We start from the raw sequence: 22,538 nt of genomic DNA on the forward strand, positions 1-22,538 counted from the left end.
TCAGAGGGACGGTTCTTCTGTGTCGTTTTGCGACACGAAAGAACCGTCCCTCCGTGTTTGATTCCTCTGATTCCTTTGTGGCTACTAAGGCGAAGTCACATTAATATCACCTTTATCAAAAGCTATAACAGTCCAGTAATCAGTAACAATATCTTCTAAGATATTTACATATACTTGGAATGAACCTTCATCGCCCCAGTCCTTTACAGGTATATCTGTAACATCAAAAGTGTGAAATCCACTCTTTTCACTTGTTTTAAAGGAGCCAAACATTCTATAAGTGTTTAGATTAGTCGTATTAAAACCTACATTGAGCGAGGCTCTCTCCATTCCTTCAAAAGAATATGCTATTTCTACTTGGAAACTAGTGTTCTCCCCGGCAGTAGCAACATCAGGCGTTACACTAATAATATTGATGCTTCCTCTTGCTGTATTACTATCACCGATTCCGCCACTACCACTGTCATTAGTTTCTTCACCACCACTGTCACCAGTTTCTTCACTACCACTGTCGCCAGTACCTATCACAATTCGAATGGGCTCAATAGTGATATAGGTATTGCTAAATCTCAGATTATTTAATTCATCGAATGAAGAGGCATATCTATTATTTCCTATGAATAGAGCCTCTAGATTATAAGGTCTGTTCCGATCTAACTGGTGCGTATTTATTAATTCTTCAGTAATAACAAGCTTAGCCTCACCAGAAGAAGTCGTAGTAGCCTTACCTATTTCTACCCAAGATTGATCTGGCTGTTCCAACATAAAGATTACTTCTTGACCAGTTAGTGGTGCGTAATCATAACGTGATGATTCATGATAATATAACCATGCCGATATGCTATTAGAGCCAAGGATGTAATTATTTATATAAAGATCTACAGTCCCATTATTAACATGGAAGTTATTTCTAACATACATATCGTTATTTAATCCAACCTCAATTGTAGGTTCCATGAAATTATTACCAGGTCTTACAGGTTCCAAATTAACGTAATATCGGCCAGGTTGTTCTGGAATAGGAATGGAAAAGTTACCTTCTAGATCGCTATATATAGTAAACCGTTCATAAGGTTCAGAAGTATTATCATCTCTAATAGCATATCTAATTTCCCCATTCACTACGGGACTTTCACCTTGTGCATCTTTTACTTGCCAAGTAAAGTAAAGAGCCAAAGGCGCTCCAGCTTCACTCGCATGCACAATCTCGCTGTCAGTTTGCTTAATATAATTGTAACCAACGTAAAGAGGTCGATATGTCACAGCTTCTGTTACATCGACACCTTCATAGCTGTTGTCACCGCTGTAGATATAATGAACATAGAATATGTTTGAACTAAGGTTTGCTACACTAGCCAAATCTAATTCATAGGAGAAGCGGCCTTCATTACTAGTAGTTAAAGTTTCGGAAAATCTTTCTGATGAGTTTTGCTCTCCTTGCTTGGGCCACCTATCAACTGTAATCGAAACGTCACTATTGCGAATGGCCTGCCATGAAGATCCGTTGTAATACTCTAATATACCTGAAAGTTGAAATTTATCAGAAGGATTAGATGTAATGCTTCCATATAGGAATTCTTCATTTTCTATACGGAAACGACTGTTGCCGACAATAGAGAGGTATTCTCTTTCCTCTACAAATTCTCCAACATAGCTTCTTGGAGTAAAAACTAACTCGTATTCGCCAATGGGAAGCGAAGGAAGCTCCCATTGTGCTTTACCATCCTGATCGGTAGTTAAAGTAGCACTAACAGCTTTGTTCACATTGCCCACTACTTCAAATACAGGATTTTCCGTGTAACGGTGATAAAGACCTACATAGACATCCTGATAAGGTGCATAGCCACTAACGGCCTCACGCTCATAATTATAATCTTGATAAGTAGTTTCAACTGTTGCTATTACCTTTTCTGTGTACACAGCTTCAGACACAGAAAGATTTGCATTTATATCAACTTTGTAATAGGGACGATAATTATGAGGCCACTGAAAGTCTACACTTCTACTAGCTTCACTGAAATAGTAATTTCCGTCACCTTCAAAAGTGGCCTGTACACGGTAACTTTCCGATAGGTCTAGTTGTGGACGTATAGTCCAACTCACACGACCTAAAGAATCGGTCCTCAAAGTAGTCTCATCTAGGACAGTACTGTTGTAACCTTGTACAAATTCAAGGTGCAAGCTTTTGTTGGCTAAAGGTCGGTTCGTCGAGTCATATAAGGTAGCCTTTACTGTAAAAGGCTCATTAAAACGATAGCTATTATCTGGTCCGGGGTTGACAGGATTAACACCATTATCTACAGGATTAGTTGGGTTATTTGTGTTAGGTGGGTTAGAACGACCACCTCCACTTCTAGGTGTAGTTGGTGTTATCTGTAAATCATTATCTTTTTGCTCCTGTGCCAAAACAGCTACATTTTCAGCATAAGAATCAATAATTTTTTGTACTATTTCTCGATAAGCATCTTGAAAAACTTCTTGCTTAATATCTTGCTCCGGCTCAATAGCTCTTGTATCAGGCATATTGTCTATGATTGCTTCTAAGCGAGTATCTAACCAGCTACGCACACCATCCCAAGCTAATAATGTTTCATCAGAAAAAGGAGCTGGTGCAAGGGGAGACTGGGCTTCTTGTTTATTAACTTCCTGTTCAGAATAAATAACGTCAACTCCACGGTTCGATGAAAGCAAGACTTCCCCATATAGAACGCTAACTGTTCCAGAATCTACTGAATCAATAGCTGTTTGCCACCAAGTTCCTTGAACAGCGGCTACACTCCAAGGCGTATCTACTTGAACTCGCGTCCTCTTCTGCTTAAGCTTTTGCCACCAAGATGCTTTGTTGTTTTCATCTCCAGAACGCAATCTATCTTGAGCTGAAGTTACTTCATCAAGCACTTGCGAACCTATGTTTTCTGCAATTAACGTAAGCTCAATTTCTTGACCTGCAAAATCACCAACTAATTCCACTGAGCTTTTAGCCACAGCATCTGCAGAAACTGTTTGAGAGAGAACAGCGTGAAAAGGTTTTTCTTGAGCCATTTTTTCTTGAGTCAACTTAGCTAAATCACTAGAACCTAGGCTAGGATAAAGTTGCTCAAGGAAGTAATAAGAAGCAATAACACCGAATACAGAGCCCTGTGGAACTTCAATATGTAACCATTCTACAGCCGTCCCAGGCTCTCCATTTTGCTTAATATAAGAACGCCCTTTGCCTTCTTTAAGGACAAGTACACTACCAGGCAATAATAATAGGCCAGATCCATCATCAAAATTGATCTCACCACGGCCATCCATATGTATAGTATCGCCAAAGCGCAAGGTTGCTTTTCCAGATGTCTCTTGGCTTACCCCATTTGCTCTAACAATTTTTGCTGTCCCCTCTGTCACTTCCAGAGTAAGTGCAAGTGGAGCAGTAGATACGGTTGGTCCTTTTGTCATTACCATAGATAAAGCGCGACTCAACTCTATGCGACTAAAAGGCTTTTCGGGCTCTAAGCCTTCATCTTTATGGGGCTTACGCAAAAGTCCTGCTTCTAAAGCAATGGCTAGATCCTTTTTAGCCCAATGTTCTGGGGAGATATCATTATATAGTAGACTAGGAAGATCTTCATCTTCTATATAGCTTTCTTCTTCCAATCTAAGGATCAGAGCCAGCGCCTGCGCACGAGTTAGCGGATCGTCAGGACGAAAAGTACCGTCTTCAAACCCTTGGAGTAAACCATGCTCATAAGCCGTTGCAATAGCTGAATAAGCCCAATGGTCAGCGTAAAGATCAGAAAAAGGAAGGCTTGCAGAAGATATGAGAGGTAAACCTGCTGATCTTGCAATAATATGGGCGGCTTGAGCTCTTGTAAAACCTTCCTCAGGTCGAAAAGTCCCATCTGGGAAACCATTTAACAGGCCACGATGGTAAAGATAGTTAACAAAAAGACTATAACGCTCATCTTCTGTCAGATCACTAAAGAGAGATGTGCTATTCTTTACATCATTAGAAGCTGGTAATAATAATTCATTGTTTTCTTCTGCCGCAACTGCTCCAATAGGTACAAACAAAGTAAAAATCAATACAAAAACAAGAAAAAAAGAAATGCTCTTCCTAGCCCTATTTCGTTTCATCGAACAATAAGACATTCTCGTTAAACTCTTCCTTTCTATTATCTCGCCTACTTCAGGTGCACGAAGCCCGAGGTCATTAGTTTAATCGGGGATTAAATTTTTTAGTATCTCAACTGAGCACAATGTATATATCTACAAAAACGCACCCCTCCCTTAGTAAAATACAACACCATCATAGAGATCCATAGAGATCCAATATGTTACTCACTAATGGATTATACGACAAGCTAAAAGAATTTAATGTCAAAAGATGTCGAAAGTAGTTGTTTTTTCATTTTTTCGCTAAAGCTTATCCTTCTTTGGCATAATCATAAATAATCCAAAAAAAGGGGGTTTACGATTCTAGTAATACAAGAGATAATATAAGAAAAGACAAAGACAATATAATTAGAACTTCACTTTAAGGTGGTGTTTCTGTGTCATTGGTAACTTTACATAAAAATATTTCCTCAGAATCAACTTCTACAACGTCTACTACTTCTTCTGCTTCTTCTAATTCCTATACTACTTCCGCTACTATGCACTCATCTGCTACATCTACAGATGTAGGTACTAATAATTCACCAAGCTTCTCACAAGTACTAAACGAAAAAACGATAGAACAAGGAAAACAAGGCCACATGCACCAAGCTACAGCACCAGCAGATCCCTGGAAGCGCGAAAACTGGAGTGCCGATAACGCTTATCGCCAGAGCCTCCTTAACCCTCAACTTCTCCCCGATACAGGTCATGAGCGCTACAAATTAACAGCACCTTCAGACAAAGGTTCTCGTAGTACAGACGTTCATGCGAGTGAATTTAAAGCATTATCTTGCGGAAATATCATGCGTTATGACTACGGAGCTGGTGGAGAACTAGTTTGGCAAACTTTTATCCCTAACAATGAATGGCAGAAGACTCAAAACGTAAATACTGATGCTACTATAGGCACTGTTTACACAAGACAAGATTCTGCCTATGGCTTTACTACACGTTATGATCGCACTAGTCAAGGCAACGGCTCACCTGAAAACTTCCAGCCTGAAGCCAATCGTGTTGCACTTGATAAAATGATGGCTCAAGCCCAAGTTTATCAGGACGCTTTTGCCAAGATTCGTAACTACTATGCATCCAATCTCCAGCAAAGTCTTTTGAAAGATCTGCCTTAATCTGTCATAATCAGCGTAACCTACTTTACCTCTCTATATTAAGTTCATAATTAAAAAAAGCGGAGGCATCAACAGGGTCAATCCCATGTTGATGCCTCCCTTTATCATTTTCCCTTTCGAAGATGGGCTTGCCCTGTTCCTCCATCCCAGCTTACTTCGTAGCCCAGCCTCTCTGCAACAGCTCGAAGAGGGACCATTAAACGGCCTGATTCACTTAATACTAAAGGAGCTTCCATAGTATCTACAACAAGACCATTTTGTCGCAAACTACTATCACCTACAGTAAGTTGTATAAAAGTAAGACCAGAAAAAATAGTCAATGTCTCACTGTTGCCATCCCAAAGAATATCTTCATCGGACAAGCCTATTCCTTCTAAGAGAAATCGCAAAGGTAGATAGAGATGTTCACCTTCTATATAAGGAACTACGTCCATTTCTCTTTGCTCATCCTCTACCCAGTAAGTCTCTTCACCTACCGTAAAATGAAGCACTTCAGGTCGACTATATGTAGGAAAGAGATATTCTTTCTCCGACTGTCTGTCTCCTAAGTAAGGAGAAAAGGCCCACTTATCAGGTAATTGTGCCGAAGCAATAACGACTTCTTCTACTGTATCATTGGCAAAACCAGTTGTCTCATTAAGAGCAGTACCTTTTATCTTAACAACTACATCACCAGAAGGAACAGAACGACTAACTCGTAGATTTATATTGGAAATGAGAATTCTTGTAGGACTACTCGATGAAGATACTATTGTTGCAGAAGCATAATGAAAACCAGTCCTATCGTAACGAGTAGTAACAGAGCCTGCAGAAATCAGAGCATCACCTTCAACAATTTTGAAGCTCGGTATCTCCTCAAAAGATATACCTAAAGGTAAGTAAAGACGAAGTTCATTGTGACTTTCACGAGCCATTAACGATTCCGGTACTACTTCTGTAAGTGTGATATCACGAGCTTGCTGTTGATTGTGACCAATATAGACAACAGGTATATCTCCATAGGAAGAAGCAAAGTCACTAGTTACTACTTTTGCTTCTTCCGCCCAGATAGGTTGTATGAGAATAGGTTGTATGAACATAGAAGAAAAAAGAAAGAAACAAGAAATTGCTACTACAAAAGAACCTTTTCCATAAAAAAACACCTAAAACACCATCCTTATTAAAGAGATGCCCGTGACAGGTCTATCCTGCACGGGCATGGTCATTGATGCTACTAACTTTTTTTATGATTTACTCAGGGTAAATACGCAATTGTGTCTTATCTTCTCCATAGAAAAGATAAAGCTCAAATTGATCTTTTGGTACATTCTCTACTGCAAGTATACGATTACGCTTAGGGCCAAGGTAACCAACGACAGCTCCCAGACCATCTTCAGTTAGACCGATAGAATCATCATCGGTAGTTAATTTGATGGAAGGATCATTACTGAGAACAACAATTGCTACATCAGAAATAACATCATCGGTAGCATTAATAATTTCAAAAGGAGTACTTTTTGTTTCAGCATTGTAACCGCCTACAGTCACTTTAAAAGGTTCTACCGTATAAGATTCCTGCTTCGACAAGGTATTAATTTGTTCTGCAGGAATAGTAACGGTGGCAACTTCATTTTGGGAAGACTTACCACAGCCGGCTAGCAAAGAAACAGTAATGGTGGCGACAACAAGCATTCCAGCCATTTTGCCTGCTTTGCTTTTCATCATCTCTAATGTCATTCCTTTCCTCACTACAAAAAAACTATAAAATAATGCTTTTTTCGTGCACAGCCTCTATTGTACTAAACCTTTTCGCACTGTGCAAAGGTTACATTTTCCTTTTCTATTCAATATGCACTGTACCAGAAGTAGCATCATAATTCACCTTAGCACCTAGTCCTTCGGCAACAAAACGAAGAGGGATTAACAAACGACCACTTTGAGCATCGATTTGAGCTGGTACATCAATTTGACGACTTTCACCGTTTACAGAAACGGTAGTAGAACCGACTGCTAATTGCACAACACGACTCTCTTTCACCGCTGTTGCTTGACGACTTTGCTCATCCCAGCTTAGTTCAGCTCCCAATAGCTCAAATATAAAACGCATAGGAACGAGCACTCGATTTTGCTCTAAGCGCATTTGCCCATAAGCAGGATCAATTTTCACAGCCTGCCCTTGATAAGTTAAAGCAATTCCACTACCTACAGTTACCTTTTGCGTCGCCTTACTTTTAGCTCCACTAGCTTCTTCTACAATCAAAGAAAGCTCATAGATTCCAGGCTGTTCAAAAGTATAGCGTACTTGCGATCCATCTCCAATCTTTTGCCCATCTACATACCAAGCATAAGAGGTAAGTCCATCTTTTTCTTTGGCACTATCGGTAGAAGAACGACCATCAAGGGTTACAGCCAGAGGCGCTGGCCCTTCTGCTGGTCGCAAAGCCATATGAGCTTGTGGTAATTTAACTCGATCAAGCAAAGAAACTACATCTGGATCAAGCCTTTTCGCATATTTGAACTTTTGTTCAGCTTGCGTAGCTTCACCTTGTTTTTGCAGTATAAAGCCAAGTCCCATATGAGCACGTGGATCGCTTTGATTTTGTACCATTGCTAAATCGTAGTAACGTCTTGCTTCACTCATACGATTTTGCAAAAAGTTTACATCACCTAAACCTACAAGGCCATCAACACTGTTAGAGTCTAGCTGATGAACTCTCCAAAAAGTATCTCTAGCTTCTTCATAGCGCCCCTCATCACGTTGCACTTGAGCTAACCCTAAGAGCGCACTTTTGTAGTTACTTTTTGCCTGTAAAGCTTTGAGGTAATATTCTTCTGCGCGATAAGTATGTCTCTTTTCATAATAAACATGGCCAAGAGCTGTTAAGAACTCAGCATTTTGAGGCTTTCTAGCTATAGCTTGCTCTAAAGGCTCAATCGCTTCATCATAACGCTTTTGATCAAAATATAGTAAGGCAAGAGCATATTTATAAAAAGCTTCATCAGACACTTCTAAGCCTGCTTTTGTTAATTCTTCTAACTGCGCAGAGTTCTGAGGTACTAAAGTTAGCGCCTTTTGCAAAGCTTTTTCTGCATCACTCCAGGCTTTTTGTTTACCGTAGATATAGGCAATTTCTAGAAGCGGCTCAGGCCATTGAGGCTTTAACTCTGAACCTTTTTGGAAAAATTGTAAGGCTAGAGAATTTTCTTTATTACCTGCAAGAGATCGACCTAGCTTCAAGTATGACATAGCTCTGTCTTCAGGTGCAGTCTTAGCAACAGCCTCCATATAGTATCGAGCGGCGTCAACGTATTTTTTCTGTTTCTCATAAAGCTTTCCTAAGAGCATAGCCGCTTCAGGATCATTCGGATTCATAGTCTGAGCTTGATGAAACTCCCAGAAAGCAAGATCGTATTCATTTCGGTCAAGAAAAATTAACCCTAACCCTTTGCGGATCTCAGGTACGTTCAAGCCATGGCGCAAAGCATATTTGTAAAGCTCATCAGCATCGTCAAGGCGTTGCTCTTGTCGATAATATTGGCCAAGAACAAGATAAGGTTCTACTCCATAAGGATTTTGCAGAATGCTTTTACGCAAAATGGTTTCAGCTTTGCTTCCTTCTTCTTTGTCTATCAAGACTTGCCCGTAACCAGCATGGGCACGAGGTCCACCACCATAAGCAACAGCTTTACTATAAGTATCAAGAGACTCTTCAAAGCGTTCTGTTTTGTATTGCAGATATCCTAAAGTTTCGTAATAAAGTGCTTCTCTAGGAGCAAGTGAAATAGCCTGACGCAAAGACTTTTCAGCTTCTTCATAACGCTTTAAACCTAACAAAGCCTGCCCCAATCCGTGATGAGCACAAGGGGCATTCTTATCACTTTTTAAGGCATCACGAAAAGCCCGTTCAGCTTGTTCGTAACGCTTTTGCTTGATCTGGCTATCTCCAAGATAACAGTGAGCCCGTGCTTCTCTATTTTCTGAAGCATAAGCATTACTAGCAGTTAAAGGACAAAGAGTGGCAGTTAGAAAAAGTGACATGGATAGGCAAAGAGATACTAAGGTGTGTGGTTTCATTTTTTTCACGAAAAATACCACCTTTCTTCATTAGTGGAAGATATTCTGCATAGACAGAATAGTTCCTGCTTATGAAGAAGGCGGAACTTTTTCAAAAAAAAGAGTCCTCCAGTGCAAAGCGCACTGAAAGGACTCTTTCTTCATAAACGGTATTAGTAATTTAAAGTAATTTTTCGGAGAGTTAATGTGCTATACAAATCATTTCCCCAGTATTCTTCGACTACGATTGTGTATTCCCCGGCAGTCAGCTTTGTTCTAATAAAGGAGTAGACACCATTATAATCATCGTTGTAAGCAATCAGTTCACCTTGAGCATTATATAGATAGAGCTCCGTATCACATTCTTCCAAGTAGAAAGATGTTTCAATTTCGTAAATGCCATCTTCAAGTATCGTAATCGGTACAGTGTATTGCGAATCAGATCCATCAAAATGCCAGGTGCCTAAATCTACTCTAGTGACCGACTCAGGGATTAGGATGTGAATGTCTGTAACCAGAGCTTGACCTGGATGAATGGTAGCTTCTTTTTCTTCGAAGATATACTCAAGTTGATAGGGGTCAAAATAGGTCATCTGTGCAGTGTAGTTACCTGGTTTTAGTGAGTGGAAGATATGATGGCCTTCCCCACCTGTTAAACCATAAGTGACCATGTTGTCATCCTGATCGAAAACAGTAAGAACGGCTGTGCCATGCAAGTGCTCATTCAGGTTTGTGCGAATGGTCCAGCTTCCATATTCGTTCGGTTGAATCTCTTCTAGCATCGCTTTTAAGTCGATAACGCCGTAACCCAGTTCCTCTGTGAAGCCTTCGCCTTGAGCAGTCTTCTCCAGCTGATTCTTCACTTGCAGAGGCGTCAAATCAGGATACTTCGATAAGAGCAATGCTACTGCTCCAGCCACATAGGGAGATGCCATGGATGTACCATTCATATAGGCGTATCCGGAATTGCTGATAGTGGAATAGATGGCTACCCCTGGTGCGGCCACCGATGTCCATGACCCAGTTGTTGAAAAATCGCCCTTCCCATTGGTCGGCGTGGATGCCGCTACAGAAATTACGCCGTTATAGGTACTAGGATAACTAGCCACCCGTTTGTAGTCGTTGCCGTTGGACGTGACGAAAACAACACCTTGTTGCAAAGCATAATCGATGGCATCTTTGAAGGCAAAGTTGTATCCTCGACCACCGATGCTCATATTGATAACGGCTCGGTATTCTGGATTAGTCTCAACATAATTTGTAACGTAGCTGGTCCCCTCAATCAAGTAGGAAGTCCATATTTCACCAATACTATTCATCACTCGGACGGGCATAATGGGTGAGTCCCAAGCAACCCCGGCAATTTGACCATCCCTGCCGTCATCAGCGGCGATACCAGCTACATGTGTACCATGTCCATTGTAGTCAACGTCTGAAAGATTTTCACCGGTAGCATCATAAGCACCGATAAAAGTCTTTTTCGCAAACTCAGGATGGTCTATTTGCACGCCCGTATCGATAATCGCTAAAATCACCTTGTCTGACCCTGTTGTTTCTTGCCAAGCTTCTTCAGCACGGATATTATCAAGTCCCCATAGTTTTTCTCTTTGCACAGTGGAACCTGTATGGCTAGAGCTGACTTCTAGCGATTTTGTTGTGAGCTTATTGTCGGGTTCAACCACATGAGGTTGAGGTATTTCCAAGCGATAGTCTGGTTGGGCCATGATCACATTGGGATCTTTGAGCAGTCTGTGAACAAAGGATTCAACCGTCTTTCCTGCCGGCACTTTTACCTTTGCCCAACCAATAACATCCCACTTCTTCACAACAGAACTTCCATATCCCTGCATTATTTTATCTATATGTGTCAAATCGTGGGTTTTGACCAACAGGTGTTCCTTATCATATTCAGTTCCAAAATCAAGATATGCAGGTTGAGCGTCACTTGGATTTTCTTCATTGGTAAACTTTGTAGTAAAAATGTTTTCACCCTCAAGGGATCCATAACTAAGTCCACCATAGGTAGACATTGCATAAGAATATCCATCTGATCCATGTTTGTACAGGACAAAGGCGTATCCATCAGTGATATCCCATGAGTAGACATTACCAGGTTCTAAGGCATAAGACAAAGGCAATTGATATTCAAAAGCGTCTATGACATCAGAATAATGGTGTCTCCATTGAGTCAAATTATAAATCTCAAAATAGGAACTGTAGCTAATAGAACCATACTGCTCGAATACTTCAAAGTTGTCGCTGGAGGAATCAATATGCCAGGAGAATTTGGGCCTTAGCTCTACATCTTTCTCTCCATTTGCTGGACTCTCTAAGATCACATTCATGGCCGGTAAGGGGATCACAAAACGAGTTAATGAACCACTTTCGTTGTCACCAAAGCTGTTGTACGGGACCACTTTATAATAAGTTTTCTTACCTATTTCCAGTTGGCTACTGTAATCGTCATATCTACTTTGCCACACTGTACCGATTTGTGTAAAGTTAACACCATCAAAACTGCGATATACCTTATATCCTTTTGCGCCGGTGACGCTTGCCCATACTATTACATTATAGACAGATAGGTCATTAGGTATGGAACGCAGATCCAAGATGGTACCTTGTTCAGTCCTCAATACTTCTTTTTCTTTATTCGAATTCACCTGTGCTTCATCGTCAGGGAGGGAATAGAAACCGATATTGACACCTCGAGTGTATGAAATAGCGTTAAGAACTGTCATATTATTGGGAAGGGTCATATCATTTACGCCGTTATTTATATTGATGGGAATTACATATAAAACAGAGTTTTCATTTCTATCATAAGCCAGTACTTTCAAATAGGTCGCTCCGTCAGGATATAGGGACGTATTAATGGTGATTGTGCCTTCTGAGCTTCCAGTGTTAAATCCTTCTCGGGGGAATCGTTGCTCTCCGCCTAAGTAGACATAATAGACGAATGTATCGGCTTTTTCAGAGGAGTTCGGGCCGCTGTAAACTGACAGTTGTACCGTCACTTCTCCTGAAAGGATATCACCTGGCTCTACACCGCTTAGTTGAATATAGGGTGGAGTGCTATTCCATGAAGGATTGAATTCATCACGAAGAGGCACTTCATAGAAGTAATTCAGTTGGCCTATTCCATAGACATAGTCATAGACGCTGTCGGCAACTGTTCTATTATTGCCGTATAGGCCAGATAGGCTTTTCCAACTAGCACCTTGAATTCTGGCAGAGGAAAAACCTTCTTTACGGACAAGAATATCACCCGGTTGCTCGAAGATGTTCTTGGGGTAAATCAGTGTAGCTTCTGGGAGACCGGGGCCTCCACGAGCGTGAGTAACAAAACCTTCGATGATTTTATCCTGATCAGTGCTTTCAATCTTGAAGTAGCCTTGAGTGTCGGTGAATACTTTTGGTTCAGTGGTAAAGCTCCATAAGGGGCTTGAACTTTCTGCACCTTTTTCATCTTTGGCAACGACTTTCCAGTAATAAGTGGTTAAGCTTTTCAATTTACCCATAGGGGTAAAAGTGGTTTCCTCTGATCCAGTTCGGACCTGGACAGAATGGTCAAGTTGATCCACCAAACCCTGTTCTGTGCCCAAATAGAGGTCATAAGTAAGTTTGTCGCCATTGGGGTCAATGCAGTTCCAGCTTAGAGTAGGTGTTACACTGACTTCATCTTCCCCATTAGCTGGAGTGGGGTTGGAAGGTCTTTCAGGTGGGTTGTTAGGAATTACCACTGTTGTAAAAGATAACTTCACTGGAGATGCTTGAATGTTTCGGCTGTCATCTTCTGCGACAACATAGATGTCATATTCAGTTGCCGGCTCTAAGCTTGTGACCGAGATGGTTACTTCTACGTTGGCTGTCATTGCGGCAGAGCCTTTCAAGTTTGTAGGCAAGGAGACGCCCGAACCATCCGTTCCTGCTTTGACTTGTGCCGCTGTGGGAGTAGCCGACTCTTTAGCTAAAACAATGTAATAGACGGTGCCAGACTCATTGATTTTGACGAGTATACTGGCTGAGTTAGAGCTTACAGATCCTGCTTTCGGATAAGATGAGGCAAATTCAGGGGGAGTCCTATCAGTGGTGTCACTATCATCACCACTTCCATCGCCACCGCCGCTTTCACCGTTTCCATCGCTTCCGCCGCTTCCACCACTACCGCCGCTTCCGCCACTTCCGCCACTTCCGCCACTTCCGCCGCTTCCACTGCTTCCACTGCTTCCGCCGCCTCCTGCACCGGCTGACCCAGTAGGTCCGATGGAGACAGTGACACCTTCAGAGAGTTGTCTACCTTGTGGCTCTTTGTCGAGTATGACGCCGTTTACCTTGATATCAGCACTCTGAATACCCTCAGCGCCATTGACTTCGGCAGGTGAGTTAAAAGTAATCTTGCTCACCTTGGAGCCTTCATTGAAGTTCAATTTTAGATCAGATAAGTTTTCATTGACAGTTATTGTCTGGATGGTTGTCTCTCCTTGAGTAGTGACAACCACGTCACTTGCGGCGATCTCAATATTATCAAATTCACCGCTGAGGATGACTTCATTGCCTTCTGCTTCCTCAGAGATGACTATGTCAACAGGATTGCCATCATCACCAAGCACGCCTTTAGCAACGATGCGAACTTTGCCGTCTACCTTTTCAATGATGATTTTTTTGTAATTGCCACCATCAATGATAATGCTGTCTGGTCCACCGCCACGAATGTAAGTGTTTCCTTCTACAGTTACTTGGTTGAGGGTGACAGTTCCCTGTCCCACTTGCTCTGCTATTGTTAAGTCACCTTTTACGGTTGTGTTTTGTAGGATCACGCCATCTGCTTTGATGACAACGTCACCTTCGATAATCTTGTTTCCTGCTTCTGGGCCATATGTACCTGCTTGATCATATTCAGTGATTACTGGCTTGTTGGTGTCTGGGACTGTTTCCAACACTTGATCGAGTGCAACGAGAGCTTCTGCTCTTTTGATCGGATTATTCGCTTTGAATGAGCTATCGGGGTATCCTTTCATATACCCAGCATCAACTATAGCGAAGATGAATCCTCTGCTCCAATCGGAGAATTGTTCAGCGTCTGTTAAGTGAACTGAGGTTTTATCTTTGGGGTTAAGCTTTTTGAGCTTTGCAATGATGACTGCCACTTCTTGACGAGAGATCGGTTCATCCGGTTTCATTGTCCCATCAGGATATCCTAATATGTAACCTGCTGTTTTTGCTTTTGCAATGACAGGCTCATACCAGCTACCTGCTGGAACGTCTTTGAATGATATGGAATGTTGTTCCTGCTGTTCTGTAAAACCAAAAGCATTGTTGGTCAAGGCCATGAATTCAGCCCGCGTAATGGGATGATCGGGTCGGAATGTGCCGTCTGGGTAGCCACTTGCTAGTCCCTGTTCAAGCCATTTTTGAACAGTTTCTTTGGCCCAATGGGTGGATAAATCGCCTGCTGTCGCTGGTGTCGCCGCTATTGCACTGAAGGGCATGAGAGTGATAAGCATAGCGAAGATGAGCAATAGCGCCAGAACTTTGTGGGCCTTTCGTCTGTGCAAGGCCATAGGTGATCCCTCCTTTTTTCTTCCAATTTTATACTGGCAACTTAATTTTACCACTAAATTTTTATAATTGAAGTGGTTTTAGAAAAATTTTTCACTAGTTTGGATTTTGATTGTCTCGAATGATTAATCCAGGATTATCTTTGTTCGAAGCACGATACCTCGCTCGGCTAGTTTCCTAAAACCCCATTTTATGCCCCATGATCTGAGTTAGATAAAAAGAGCAAAAAAGTAGAGATACTTATTCTGCCATACAAAAATCAGGATATGGATAAAAAAATGGTCCTGAGGATTTTTCAGAATATTCACCATTGTGTTTGAGTTTTCGCGGGGTCAGACCCCATTTTGGGACAGGACCTTGATTGCCCCATGTTACAATGGCTATCATTTTAAAATGACTTCTGATAATGCCGCCGATTTTGTTGTTGATGTAGTAAATCATAAGTACAACTTCGGGGAAATTGTAGAGATGATTGAAAAGCATTCGAGACCTCAAGAAAATGAAAGCCTTTGACCAGCAACTATGTGAACTGGTCTTTGCTAACTTTGAAAAATTAGCAGTACAAAACCCTAACCGCGCCAAATAGTTATTTGACACGGTTAGGGTTTTTTGCTTGTTGCTAAGTTTTCAGAATATTCATGATTGTGTCTGAGTTTTTGCGGGGTCATTGCACGCCTAAGATGGTCGTTTACCTGATGTGGCAAGCGAAGCGTCCCCCCGGCCTTCCCTTTGACGCTTACTCTTAAGCACCCATAGTCTTTCCACTTTGTCTTTCCCGCCGAGCATTTGAAATAAATTCAATAGCAAAAGCGCCGAAAACACCAACCATTGCGCCTACCACAGCTCCTAAAGCTACATTAAGCTTATTGTTAGGCTTAACAGGGCTTATCGTTAAGGTAGGCTCCCGCAAAAGTGTTGTAGGATTAATATTATTATCAGACATAGCAAGTTCTAAATCCATCACTTGCCGCTCATAGGTTGAACGAACTTCAGAAAGCTTTGCTTTTTCTAGTACTAAAAGAGCCGCTAAAGCACCATCCCGATCAGGTAAAGAACTAATACGTTCTTCATAAGATATAATTCGAGCATCAAGACGCTCAAACTGCTCATTAAGTGAGGTAAGACGCAGTTCTGTGTACTCTTTTTCTTCATCAAACTTTAAGGTATGTTCTTCTTTAATCTTATCAATCACATTATTAAGTACTGCCTGTGCTTCTTCACTACTATAGCCTTCAGCCGTAAAAACAATTAGATTTTTTATGTTTCGATCCTGCTCAATATTACGAAGTCGAGGCATTGGTCTAGAGCCCTCACTAGAATCGCCTACGCGGTACTCCTCTTTTAACCGTTGCACCAAAATAGCAGGATCTTCAATCGTCTGCCCTCTCACTGTTTGACCTACCTGCAAAACAGCACGACTCTCGTAAACTGGAGTAATGGAGAAAGTGTAGAGAATCGATAGAAGAAGAACAGTAATAAAAGAGCCTATGATAATTAACTTACGCTTTACAAGAGTATCCCATAGCTCAATTAAGCTAATCTCATCATCATGGTGAGCCAATTGATACTGAGGCGGCACAGGCACTTCCGTATATGTAGGACGCTTTTCCTCTGATGACACGATATCACTCTTTCTGTCTACGATTGTAGTTAATAGTTACTTCATATTAGTTCGTTAACAATGAAAGAAAATAAGTGGATAAAAAGACTAGAAAAAAACCCTAGCCTTTGAAATTATCGCATATAATGCTTAATAGTGCAACAAGCTCACGGCAAGCTTGTTTGTTTTCCATCTTCACATCCAGACTCGACGGCTTCCTCGATTACGTATTGAAGAGTAGGCTTGTCCACAATGGGCAACATTTCTTTCGGTTAAGCTTTGGTATCCGGTAAAAACCTCGCTGTTCGTACTGATCTTGTTCATGATGTCGTTTCATTGGGTAGAAGATATCTTTCAAGGTCTGGTTATCAAAGCGCTTCTCCTGTAAATTTCTCATTCGTCTAGATCTTATAAACCGCATCGGGCGTCCATTTTTTATTGCCTCTGGCTGTTAAGATGCCGTCTCGCATTAAGCCTTTGGCAATCAAGGCTGTTCCTTTGGCCGGCGAGACATTCGGAGTAGATTCCTCGGATGACGGCCGCTTCCTCTTCGTTGATGACAAGGTTGCCATTTTCATCGGTGTCGTAGCCTAGAAAGTAGGTTGTTGGGATATGGGCGTTGCCTCGTTGGAATCTCTTCATTATGGACCATTTTGTGCCCCCATGATCCGAGTTAGATAAAAAATCCAGATATAGTATCGAGCTGGCGCGCCAAATCACTAGATGTAGTGTTGTTTTGGTGTTTTTTTGATCAAACGATTACTTTTATCAATATGTTTCGTAGATTAAAAGAGCAAAAAAGCTCCCCACCGGCTAGGTGACGAGTTCTTCATTAGAGGAATTTTGTTTCGATATTTTGAGAGCACAAAAGATCCTTCCAAAAATAAAAAGACCCACCTTAGTGGCTTAATGACCTTAGTGGGTTCAGTTCACGCAAGATATCTTAGGCTAGGTATCTTGCCTGTTTTTTGCATTTTTCATTTTTTCGATAAGCTTTTTCGTTTCCATTTCTTGCTTATCAGATATTTTTAAAGGAGCAACATAAACACCATCGTCCACTGCTCTTTCCAACTTGATTATTTCATCCCGAGAAAATTTTTTGGGTTTCATACGATCACTCCTCAAAATAAGTACAAACCAACCTCTTCGACGCCCCTACTTTCCATAGCTTGTCCAATATGCAGGGAAGTTCTATAACCTTTGGTCACTTCAAGAAGTGTCCAAGACACTAGAGGTCGCCGTGGGAGCCTTGAAAAACATGTGGTTTTCGGTTTAACCTTTTGAAAAACCGATTTGGTTTATGTGTCTCTTCCTCTACCCCTTCTTCTTTCGTTTAGGGAAGCATGTTTTTTGCCAAACTAAACTTAAGAGCATAGAAGGGGTTTTTGAATTGGAAGGAATCAACTTTTTTAAAGGCTTAATTATTGGTACGCTAATCAGCGTACCTTTATGGGCGCTGATCGTGTTTTTTGTTTATCTGGTGATTTCACCATAAATCCAGCCTTTACATTTCCCAGAGTTGCTATAAGGTCTAGTCATAAGATATGTACCAATGTTTGTCGCCACTCGATATGCGGCTAATAAATGGTCGAGTTCAAATGAGTACGAGGAACAAAAGCTCATATGAGTTTTTAGCGAGAAGGTGCCTGCACCATCTCGTATTTTTGTTTTAAAGACCATTTCGTTCTGGAGCATGCGTTTTTCCAGGGGCGGTAAAAACATGGTTAATTAACTATCGCAATTCATATTCCTATTAAGTTCAATCTCTTTCAACCAAAGCTTCTAGATACATATCTTCCTTTTGCTTAATCTCGGTGATCCTGTATCTACCGGTGTCGCAAACCAAAACCATGTTCTCCTTAACCTCAACTCCAGGTATTTGTCGGAGCTGAAAAGATGTTCTCCCCTCTTCTGATAAAGCATGCAGCTCCTCTCGATACGCCCCCATGCTGGCTACAATGTGATCGGTTACTCCCTGGCCGCTTTTGAGCGGGGCCAATTCAATCACATCGATGAATGTTTTCACTCTTCCAATACCCATCTTGGACACTCCCTTCCTAATTTAAAGCAAAAGAAAAACCCTGTGCTGACTTTACATCGGCACAGGGCTGAACAGATTCTTGAGAGAGAGACTTGGTGACAGTTGTTTTCTTTCCTTCTTGCCGGCCATCATCATTCTCCCCTCCCGAACCCATTCATTTTGGTAGTAAGAGTATCGCTCTAGAGCAGGTCTATATCAAGAGAAATCCGAGGGATACTTGCGTATTTGCGTGTCCAACGAAAAGCCCCCATGGCTCTTATGGATGTCTTAACCTGTTTAAAAAGAAAAAACTCACCATTTACGGCGAGTCGAAAATTTATACCAAGGAAATACCCTTTTCTTGTCGAAAAATAAAACAAAGATTGGCGTCCCACGGAACGAGTCTCTTTGTTCAGACAGTTCTCGCAATCCACGGAATGAGAGATTTCTGTCCTTCAGGTGAATTTTACTACTTTTCTTTACGTTTGTCAATCTGGGCTCTGAAATAGGAGGTATGGTCAAATGGTAGAAAGCAAAATGCTTGTTTTTTTCGATGAAAGTGGTAAGCGCAAGGATAAACCTACTTTGATGGGTGGCTTTCTTATTCCACACGCTATCTATAATAACAAAGCTTTTCAGGATTACAATGAAAAATTACGTAGTAATGAATTGAAACTACATTGGAATAAATATAGCGGCAATGCCTACGACAGAGAAAGAATTGTCCGTCTTTTTTCTATTGTAATGAATTACTCGAATCTTTTTAGATTCAACGTAATCAACTACCACCTACCTACTGAAGTCAGACCTACAAGCTCAATTCAAATGATTCCAAAAATGGTCTATAGTAAATTACCAGAAAGAATTCTCTATGGTTTATTAAGAAATTTTGGCCATGAAAATTACCTTAACGTAGATGTTATTGTTGAAAAAGCTTCAGAATATGAAAAAACCGAGCTCTCCAAAAGTATTGTTGAACAGTTAAATATACAGTCTTTATACAGAGGAGAACGCTTTTGGATCAAAAAGTGTGAATTGGTTTCAAAAGGACAAGAAATAGGTTTAGAACTAACTGACTTGATATTAGGAGTTATTCGTACAATTATTCAAAACAAAAATTCACTCATGTCTAAAAGCGTTGAAGCTAAAAATTTGCTTGCAGTAGAGCTCTTATCAAATGATTCTTTTTACAATTTTCTTTCTAATATACAATATTATGAATGGACGGCAACAAAAGAACTTAGGGAAATTGATTTTGGACACTTTATAATGCTCTTTTTGTCGCAACATCAAGTAAACTTTGAATCTCTTCCAGCAACTCGATAATAACGCAACAAAAAGTCCACCAAGTAGCTATCTAAATCCTAGACGCTAACTTAGTGGGCTTTCTCTATTGATTCACTTTTTCTTAAGAACCCTTTCCTTCCTCTGCCCTTTCACCTTCAACTTATAGGATCGCTTCTCTTCAAGATAACACTCCCACTTGACTCCTGTGCTTAGTGTATAGACAATCCGGCCGTCGGGATGAACAACGCCACTTTCAACAAGGCGCTCGAAGATATCTCCTCGGAAGTCCACTCGGTGCTTGAGTGGATCAAACTCATCCAAGCCCTCTAATTCTTTCATGAGCCACTTTGATTCAGCTCGATACTTTTCAGCCTTTTCTTTTCACTCTTCATACTCATCTAGCTGATTTTTGCATTTTACGATATGGTCTGTTAACGCTTCGACCTTTTTGGTATCTTGGCCTGCTTTGTTTAGCTCCTCGTCTACGGCCTCATATAGTTCCTGGTTGAGTTGCTCCATCTTTGCTTCGATCGCTTTCACTTCAGCAAGCTCTTCACTTGTTAAGTCTGTCTTGGTTGCTACAGCTTCTGCCTCTATCTGAAATCGTTCATTTGCTCTCATTTCCAGCAATGCGGTCATAAAGTTATGCTCTAGATACTCTTGGCGAAAGCTCTGCGCACTGCACTTGGCGGAGTAGTTTTTCCCTCTACTGACAATGCATCTCCAGTAGTGCTTTGCACCTTTCTTCGGATCTTGGTAGTTGTACTGCAAATGATGACTCAGGATTCCTCCGCATTGACCGCACCTAAATATTTTATGAAAGTTTTGTGGCTCCCTTCTTTCTTCTGGCATGATCTTTATTTTTATTTTTTTGGATTCTCTCAGTTCTTGAGTGGCATCCCAAACTTCTTGTGTGATAATGGCTGGATGATGGTCTTCGATGTAATACTGGGGAAGCTCCCCTTTGTTAACCAATCTTTTTTGCGTGATTGCATCTTGCGAATAGGTCTTTTGGTATAAGTAACAGCCTTTATAAAAGATAGACTGCAAGATGCAATCGACACTGTTTTGATGCCAGTAGTTATTTCCGCTGGCCGATTCGATCTTCTCTTCGCTTAACTCTCGGGCAATTGTTCTGCTGCTCTTGCTGTTTAGGTAAGATTGAAAGATTCTTCTAACCACGGCGGCTTGTTCAGGGTTGATAACCCATTTTTTCTCTTCATCAAGGTCGTATCCATAAGGGACTCGGCTCACATTGACAATGCCTTGTTCGGCTAGCTTTTGCTTTGCCCATTGGCTACTGCTCCCTAAGCTGACCGCTTCTTCTTGGGCCATACTGCTAAGAATTGTTAGCATCAATTCACTGTCTTCATCGGCTGTGTTGATGTTTTCCCGTTCAAAGTGTATATGTACCGGCGGGTCCAGTGACTTTAGCATTCTTACCCAAGAAAGGGCGTCGACCGTATTTCTGCTGAACCTTGATATGGATTTGGTCAAAATGAGATCTATTTTTCCTTCTTTGCACTTTTGCATGAGCCGATTAAACTCTGTTCTGTTTTTGCTTTGTGTCTGATTATCAAATCGCTTCTTAAAGGCTTCTTTAAGTTCTGATTCATAGAGCCTGTAAGAAGAGAGCATATTTCCATGCCAAGTTTACTTTTTCTGCAGCGCCAACAAGGGGTGGCGTAGTCCGTTAAGAACTGATAATTACATCCGCATAACCCGCAGAGGATGCGACTGGATAAGGAGCGAAACTCTGCTTTTTTCATATTCTTTTTGTACTCTGTCGCTTGGATACGCTTTTGCACTTCTTCAAAGGTGGCCAGGTCAATAATGGCTTGATGGTTGTTCTCAATGTAATAGCTCTGTCTCTCTGTTGCTTTGCCTTTGTTTAGAAGATCATTGGACTTAAATGTGGCAAGTCGATTTCCCGTATAGGTCACATTGGTTAGAATTTTTTTGACCGTTGTTCCGTCCCAAACAGCGCTTCCTCTTGAGCTGATCACTTTTTGTAGCATCAAATATTGGGCGATTTCATTGTAGTTTTTTCCTTCTAGGTATAATTGATAGACTTTTTTAACGTACATTGCTTCTTCTTCGTCAACGGTGATGTGGGGCTTTTTTTGATAGTGGTGAACATGATACCCGAGAATCCGCTCAAACTTAGGCACGCCTCGTAAGGTTCTTTGCTCATAGCCCCAACTGACGTTTTTTCCTAAGGTTTCTACTTCGTTTTGAGCAAGGGCGGCATAGGTAGCCAGTAAAAATTCGTTGTACTCTTTTGAAGTGTCGAGGTTTTCTTTTTGAAAATACAAACCCACATTGAGCTTTTGTAATTCTTTCACCACTTCCATAAGCTCTTTTACGTTCCGTGAAAATCTGGATATACTTTTGGTGACAATGTAATCAATTTTTCCTTCTCGACAATGGCGCAACAAGCGGGTCATGCCTAAGCGGTTGTCCATTTTGGTTCCAGAGACACCTTCATCGTAATAAATTGAAACGAGCTTAAAATGTGGCTTCTTTTGAACAAACCTTGTGAAGTAGTCAATTTGAATTTCTAAGGACTGCAATTGCACGCTGATTTTTTTGCTTGTTCTAGCGTAAGCGGCGACTCGGATGACCTTTTGCTCTGTTCCTAGTAGGCTTGCTTTTTCCTGGGCTAATGGTTTCCAGAGAACTTCCTTCCACTCATGGTTTTTTAGAATGTCCTCGGACAAAGAAAAACCCCCTCCTCTTCTATTCAAGATTGGCGATCTTTCCTCACCT

General features: G+C 41.2%; 15 protein-coding genes and 1 pseudogene. 2 read left to right on the forward strand and 14 right to left on the reverse strand.

What is annotated here, in order from left to right; all coding sequences use genetic code 11:
- Positions 1-84: 84 nt before the first annotated feature.
- Complete coding sequence (locus F9B85_RS03380) at positions 85-4,119, reverse strand: S-layer homology domain-containing protein (RefSeq protein ID WP_170270134.1); 4,035 nt, start codon at positions 4,117-4,119, stop codon at positions 85-87.
- A 416-nt stretch (positions 4,120-4,535) separates the two neighbouring features.
- Between F9B85_RS03380 and F9B85_RS03385 the strand changes: the two genes are divergently transcribed.
- A complete protein-coding gene (locus tag F9B85_RS03385) occupies positions 4,536-5,267 on the forward strand; it encodes a hypothetical protein (RefSeq protein WP_151618569.1) in 732 nt (243 codons plus the stop codon).
- A 104-nt stretch (positions 5,268-5,371) separates the two neighbouring features.
- On the opposite strand, the gene F9B85_RS03390 is transcribed toward F9B85_RS03385, so the two are convergent.
- The 10 genes and pseudogenes from F9B85_RS03390 to F9B85_RS03435 form a co-directional block, all read right to left on the reverse strand.
- Positions 5,372-6,409 carry a copper amine oxidase N-terminal domain-containing protein gene (locus tag F9B85_RS03390; protein ID WP_151618571.1) on the reverse strand — a complete coding sequence of 346 codons (1,038 nt, stop codon included), beginning with the start codon at positions 6,407-6,409 and terminating at the stop codon, positions 5,372-5,374.
- Between the two features lie 88 nt (positions 6,410-6,497).
- Positions 6,498-6,983: a hypothetical protein gene (locus F9B85_RS03395; protein WP_151618573.1), complete on the reverse strand. Its 486-nt coding sequence runs from the start codon at positions 6,981-6,983 to the stop codon at positions 6,498-6,500.
- 103 nt (positions 6,984-7,086) lie between these two features.
- Positions 7,087-9,321, reverse strand: coding sequence for a tetratricopeptide repeat protein (locus F9B85_RS03400; RefSeq protein WP_243138072.1), 2,235 nt, complete (start codon positions 9,319-9,321; stop codon positions 7,087-7,089).
- A 152-nt stretch (positions 9,322-9,473) separates the two neighbouring features.
- Positions 9,474-14,864 carry a S8 family serine peptidase gene (locus F9B85_RS03405; protein ID WP_151618577.1) on the reverse strand — a complete coding sequence of 1,797 codons (5,391 nt, stop codon included), beginning with the start codon at positions 14,862-14,864 and terminating at the stop codon, positions 9,474-9,476.
- 238 nt (positions 14,865-15,102) lie between these two features.
- Complete coding sequence (locus F9B85_RS03410; protein WP_151618579.1) at positions 15,103-15,303, reverse strand: hypothetical protein; 201 nt, start codon at positions 15,301-15,303, stop codon at positions 15,103-15,105.
- A gap of 301 nt (positions 15,304-15,604) precedes the next feature.
- On the reverse strand, positions 15,605-16,483 hold the full coding sequence (locus F9B85_RS03415) for a Wzz/FepE/Etk N-terminal domain-containing protein (protein ID WP_170270136.1): 879 nt from the start codon (positions 16,481-16,483) through the stop codon (positions 15,605-15,607).
- 170 nt (positions 16,484-16,653) lie between these two features.
- A pseudogene (locus F9B85_RS14715) lies at positions 16,654-16,761 on the reverse strand (UTP--glucose-1-phosphate uridylyltransferase); the annotation flags it as partial.
- Positions 16,762-16,897: 136 nt separating this feature from the next.
- Positions 16,898-17,104 carry a hypothetical protein gene (locus F9B85_RS03425; RefSeq protein ID WP_151618582.1) on the reverse strand — a complete coding sequence of 69 codons (207 nt, stop codon included), beginning with the start codon at positions 17,102-17,104 and terminating at the stop codon, positions 16,898-16,900.
- 306 nt (positions 17,105-17,410) lie between these two features.
- Positions 17,411-17,572 carry a hypothetical protein gene (locus tag F9B85_RS14285; RefSeq protein WP_170270137.1) on the reverse strand — a complete coding sequence of 54 codons (162 nt, stop codon included), beginning with the start codon at positions 17,570-17,572 and terminating at the stop codon, positions 17,411-17,413.
- Between the two features lie 649 nt (positions 17,573-18,221).
- Complete coding sequence (locus F9B85_RS03435; protein WP_151618585.1) at positions 18,222-18,503, reverse strand: hypothetical protein; 282 nt, start codon at positions 18,501-18,503, stop codon at positions 18,222-18,224.
- A gap of 501 nt (positions 18,504-19,004) precedes the next feature.
- On the opposite strand from F9B85_RS03435, the gene F9B85_RS03440 reads away from it, so the two are divergent.
- Complete coding sequence (locus F9B85_RS03440) at positions 19,005-19,808, forward strand: DUF3800 domain-containing protein (protein ID WP_151618586.1); 804 nt, start codon at positions 19,005-19,007, stop codon at positions 19,806-19,808.
- A gap of 72 nt (positions 19,809-19,880) precedes the next feature.
- On the opposite strand, the gene F9B85_RS03445 is transcribed toward F9B85_RS03440, so the two are convergent.
- The 3 genes from F9B85_RS03445 to F9B85_RS03455 are packed head-to-tail and all read right to left on the reverse strand — an operon-like array spanning position 19,881 to position 22,489.
- Positions 19,881-20,108 carry a hypothetical protein gene (locus tag F9B85_RS03445; protein WP_151618588.1) on the reverse strand — a complete coding sequence of 76 codons (228 nt, stop codon included), beginning with the start codon at positions 20,106-20,108 and terminating at the stop codon, positions 19,881-19,883.
- A gap of 42 nt (positions 20,109-20,150) precedes the next feature.
- Complete coding sequence (locus tag F9B85_RS03450; RefSeq protein WP_170270139.1) at positions 20,151-21,302, reverse strand: recombinase family protein; 1,152 nt, start codon at positions 21,300-21,302, stop codon at positions 20,151-20,153.
- Positions 21,275-22,489, reverse strand: coding sequence for a recombinase family protein (locus F9B85_RS03455; RefSeq protein WP_151618590.1), 1,215 nt, complete (start codon positions 22,487-22,489; stop codon positions 21,275-21,277). Before F9B85_RS03455 ends, F9B85_RS03450 begins: the two co-directional genes overlap by 28 nt.
- Between the last annotated feature and the right edge of the window lie 49 nt (positions 22,490-22,538).

The organism is Heliorestis acidaminivorans, from assembly GCF_008933955.1.
In the GTDB taxonomy this organism is placed as follows: domain Bacteria; phylum Bacillota; class Desulfitobacteriia; order Heliobacteriales; family Heliobacteriaceae; genus Heliorestis; species Heliorestis acidaminivorans.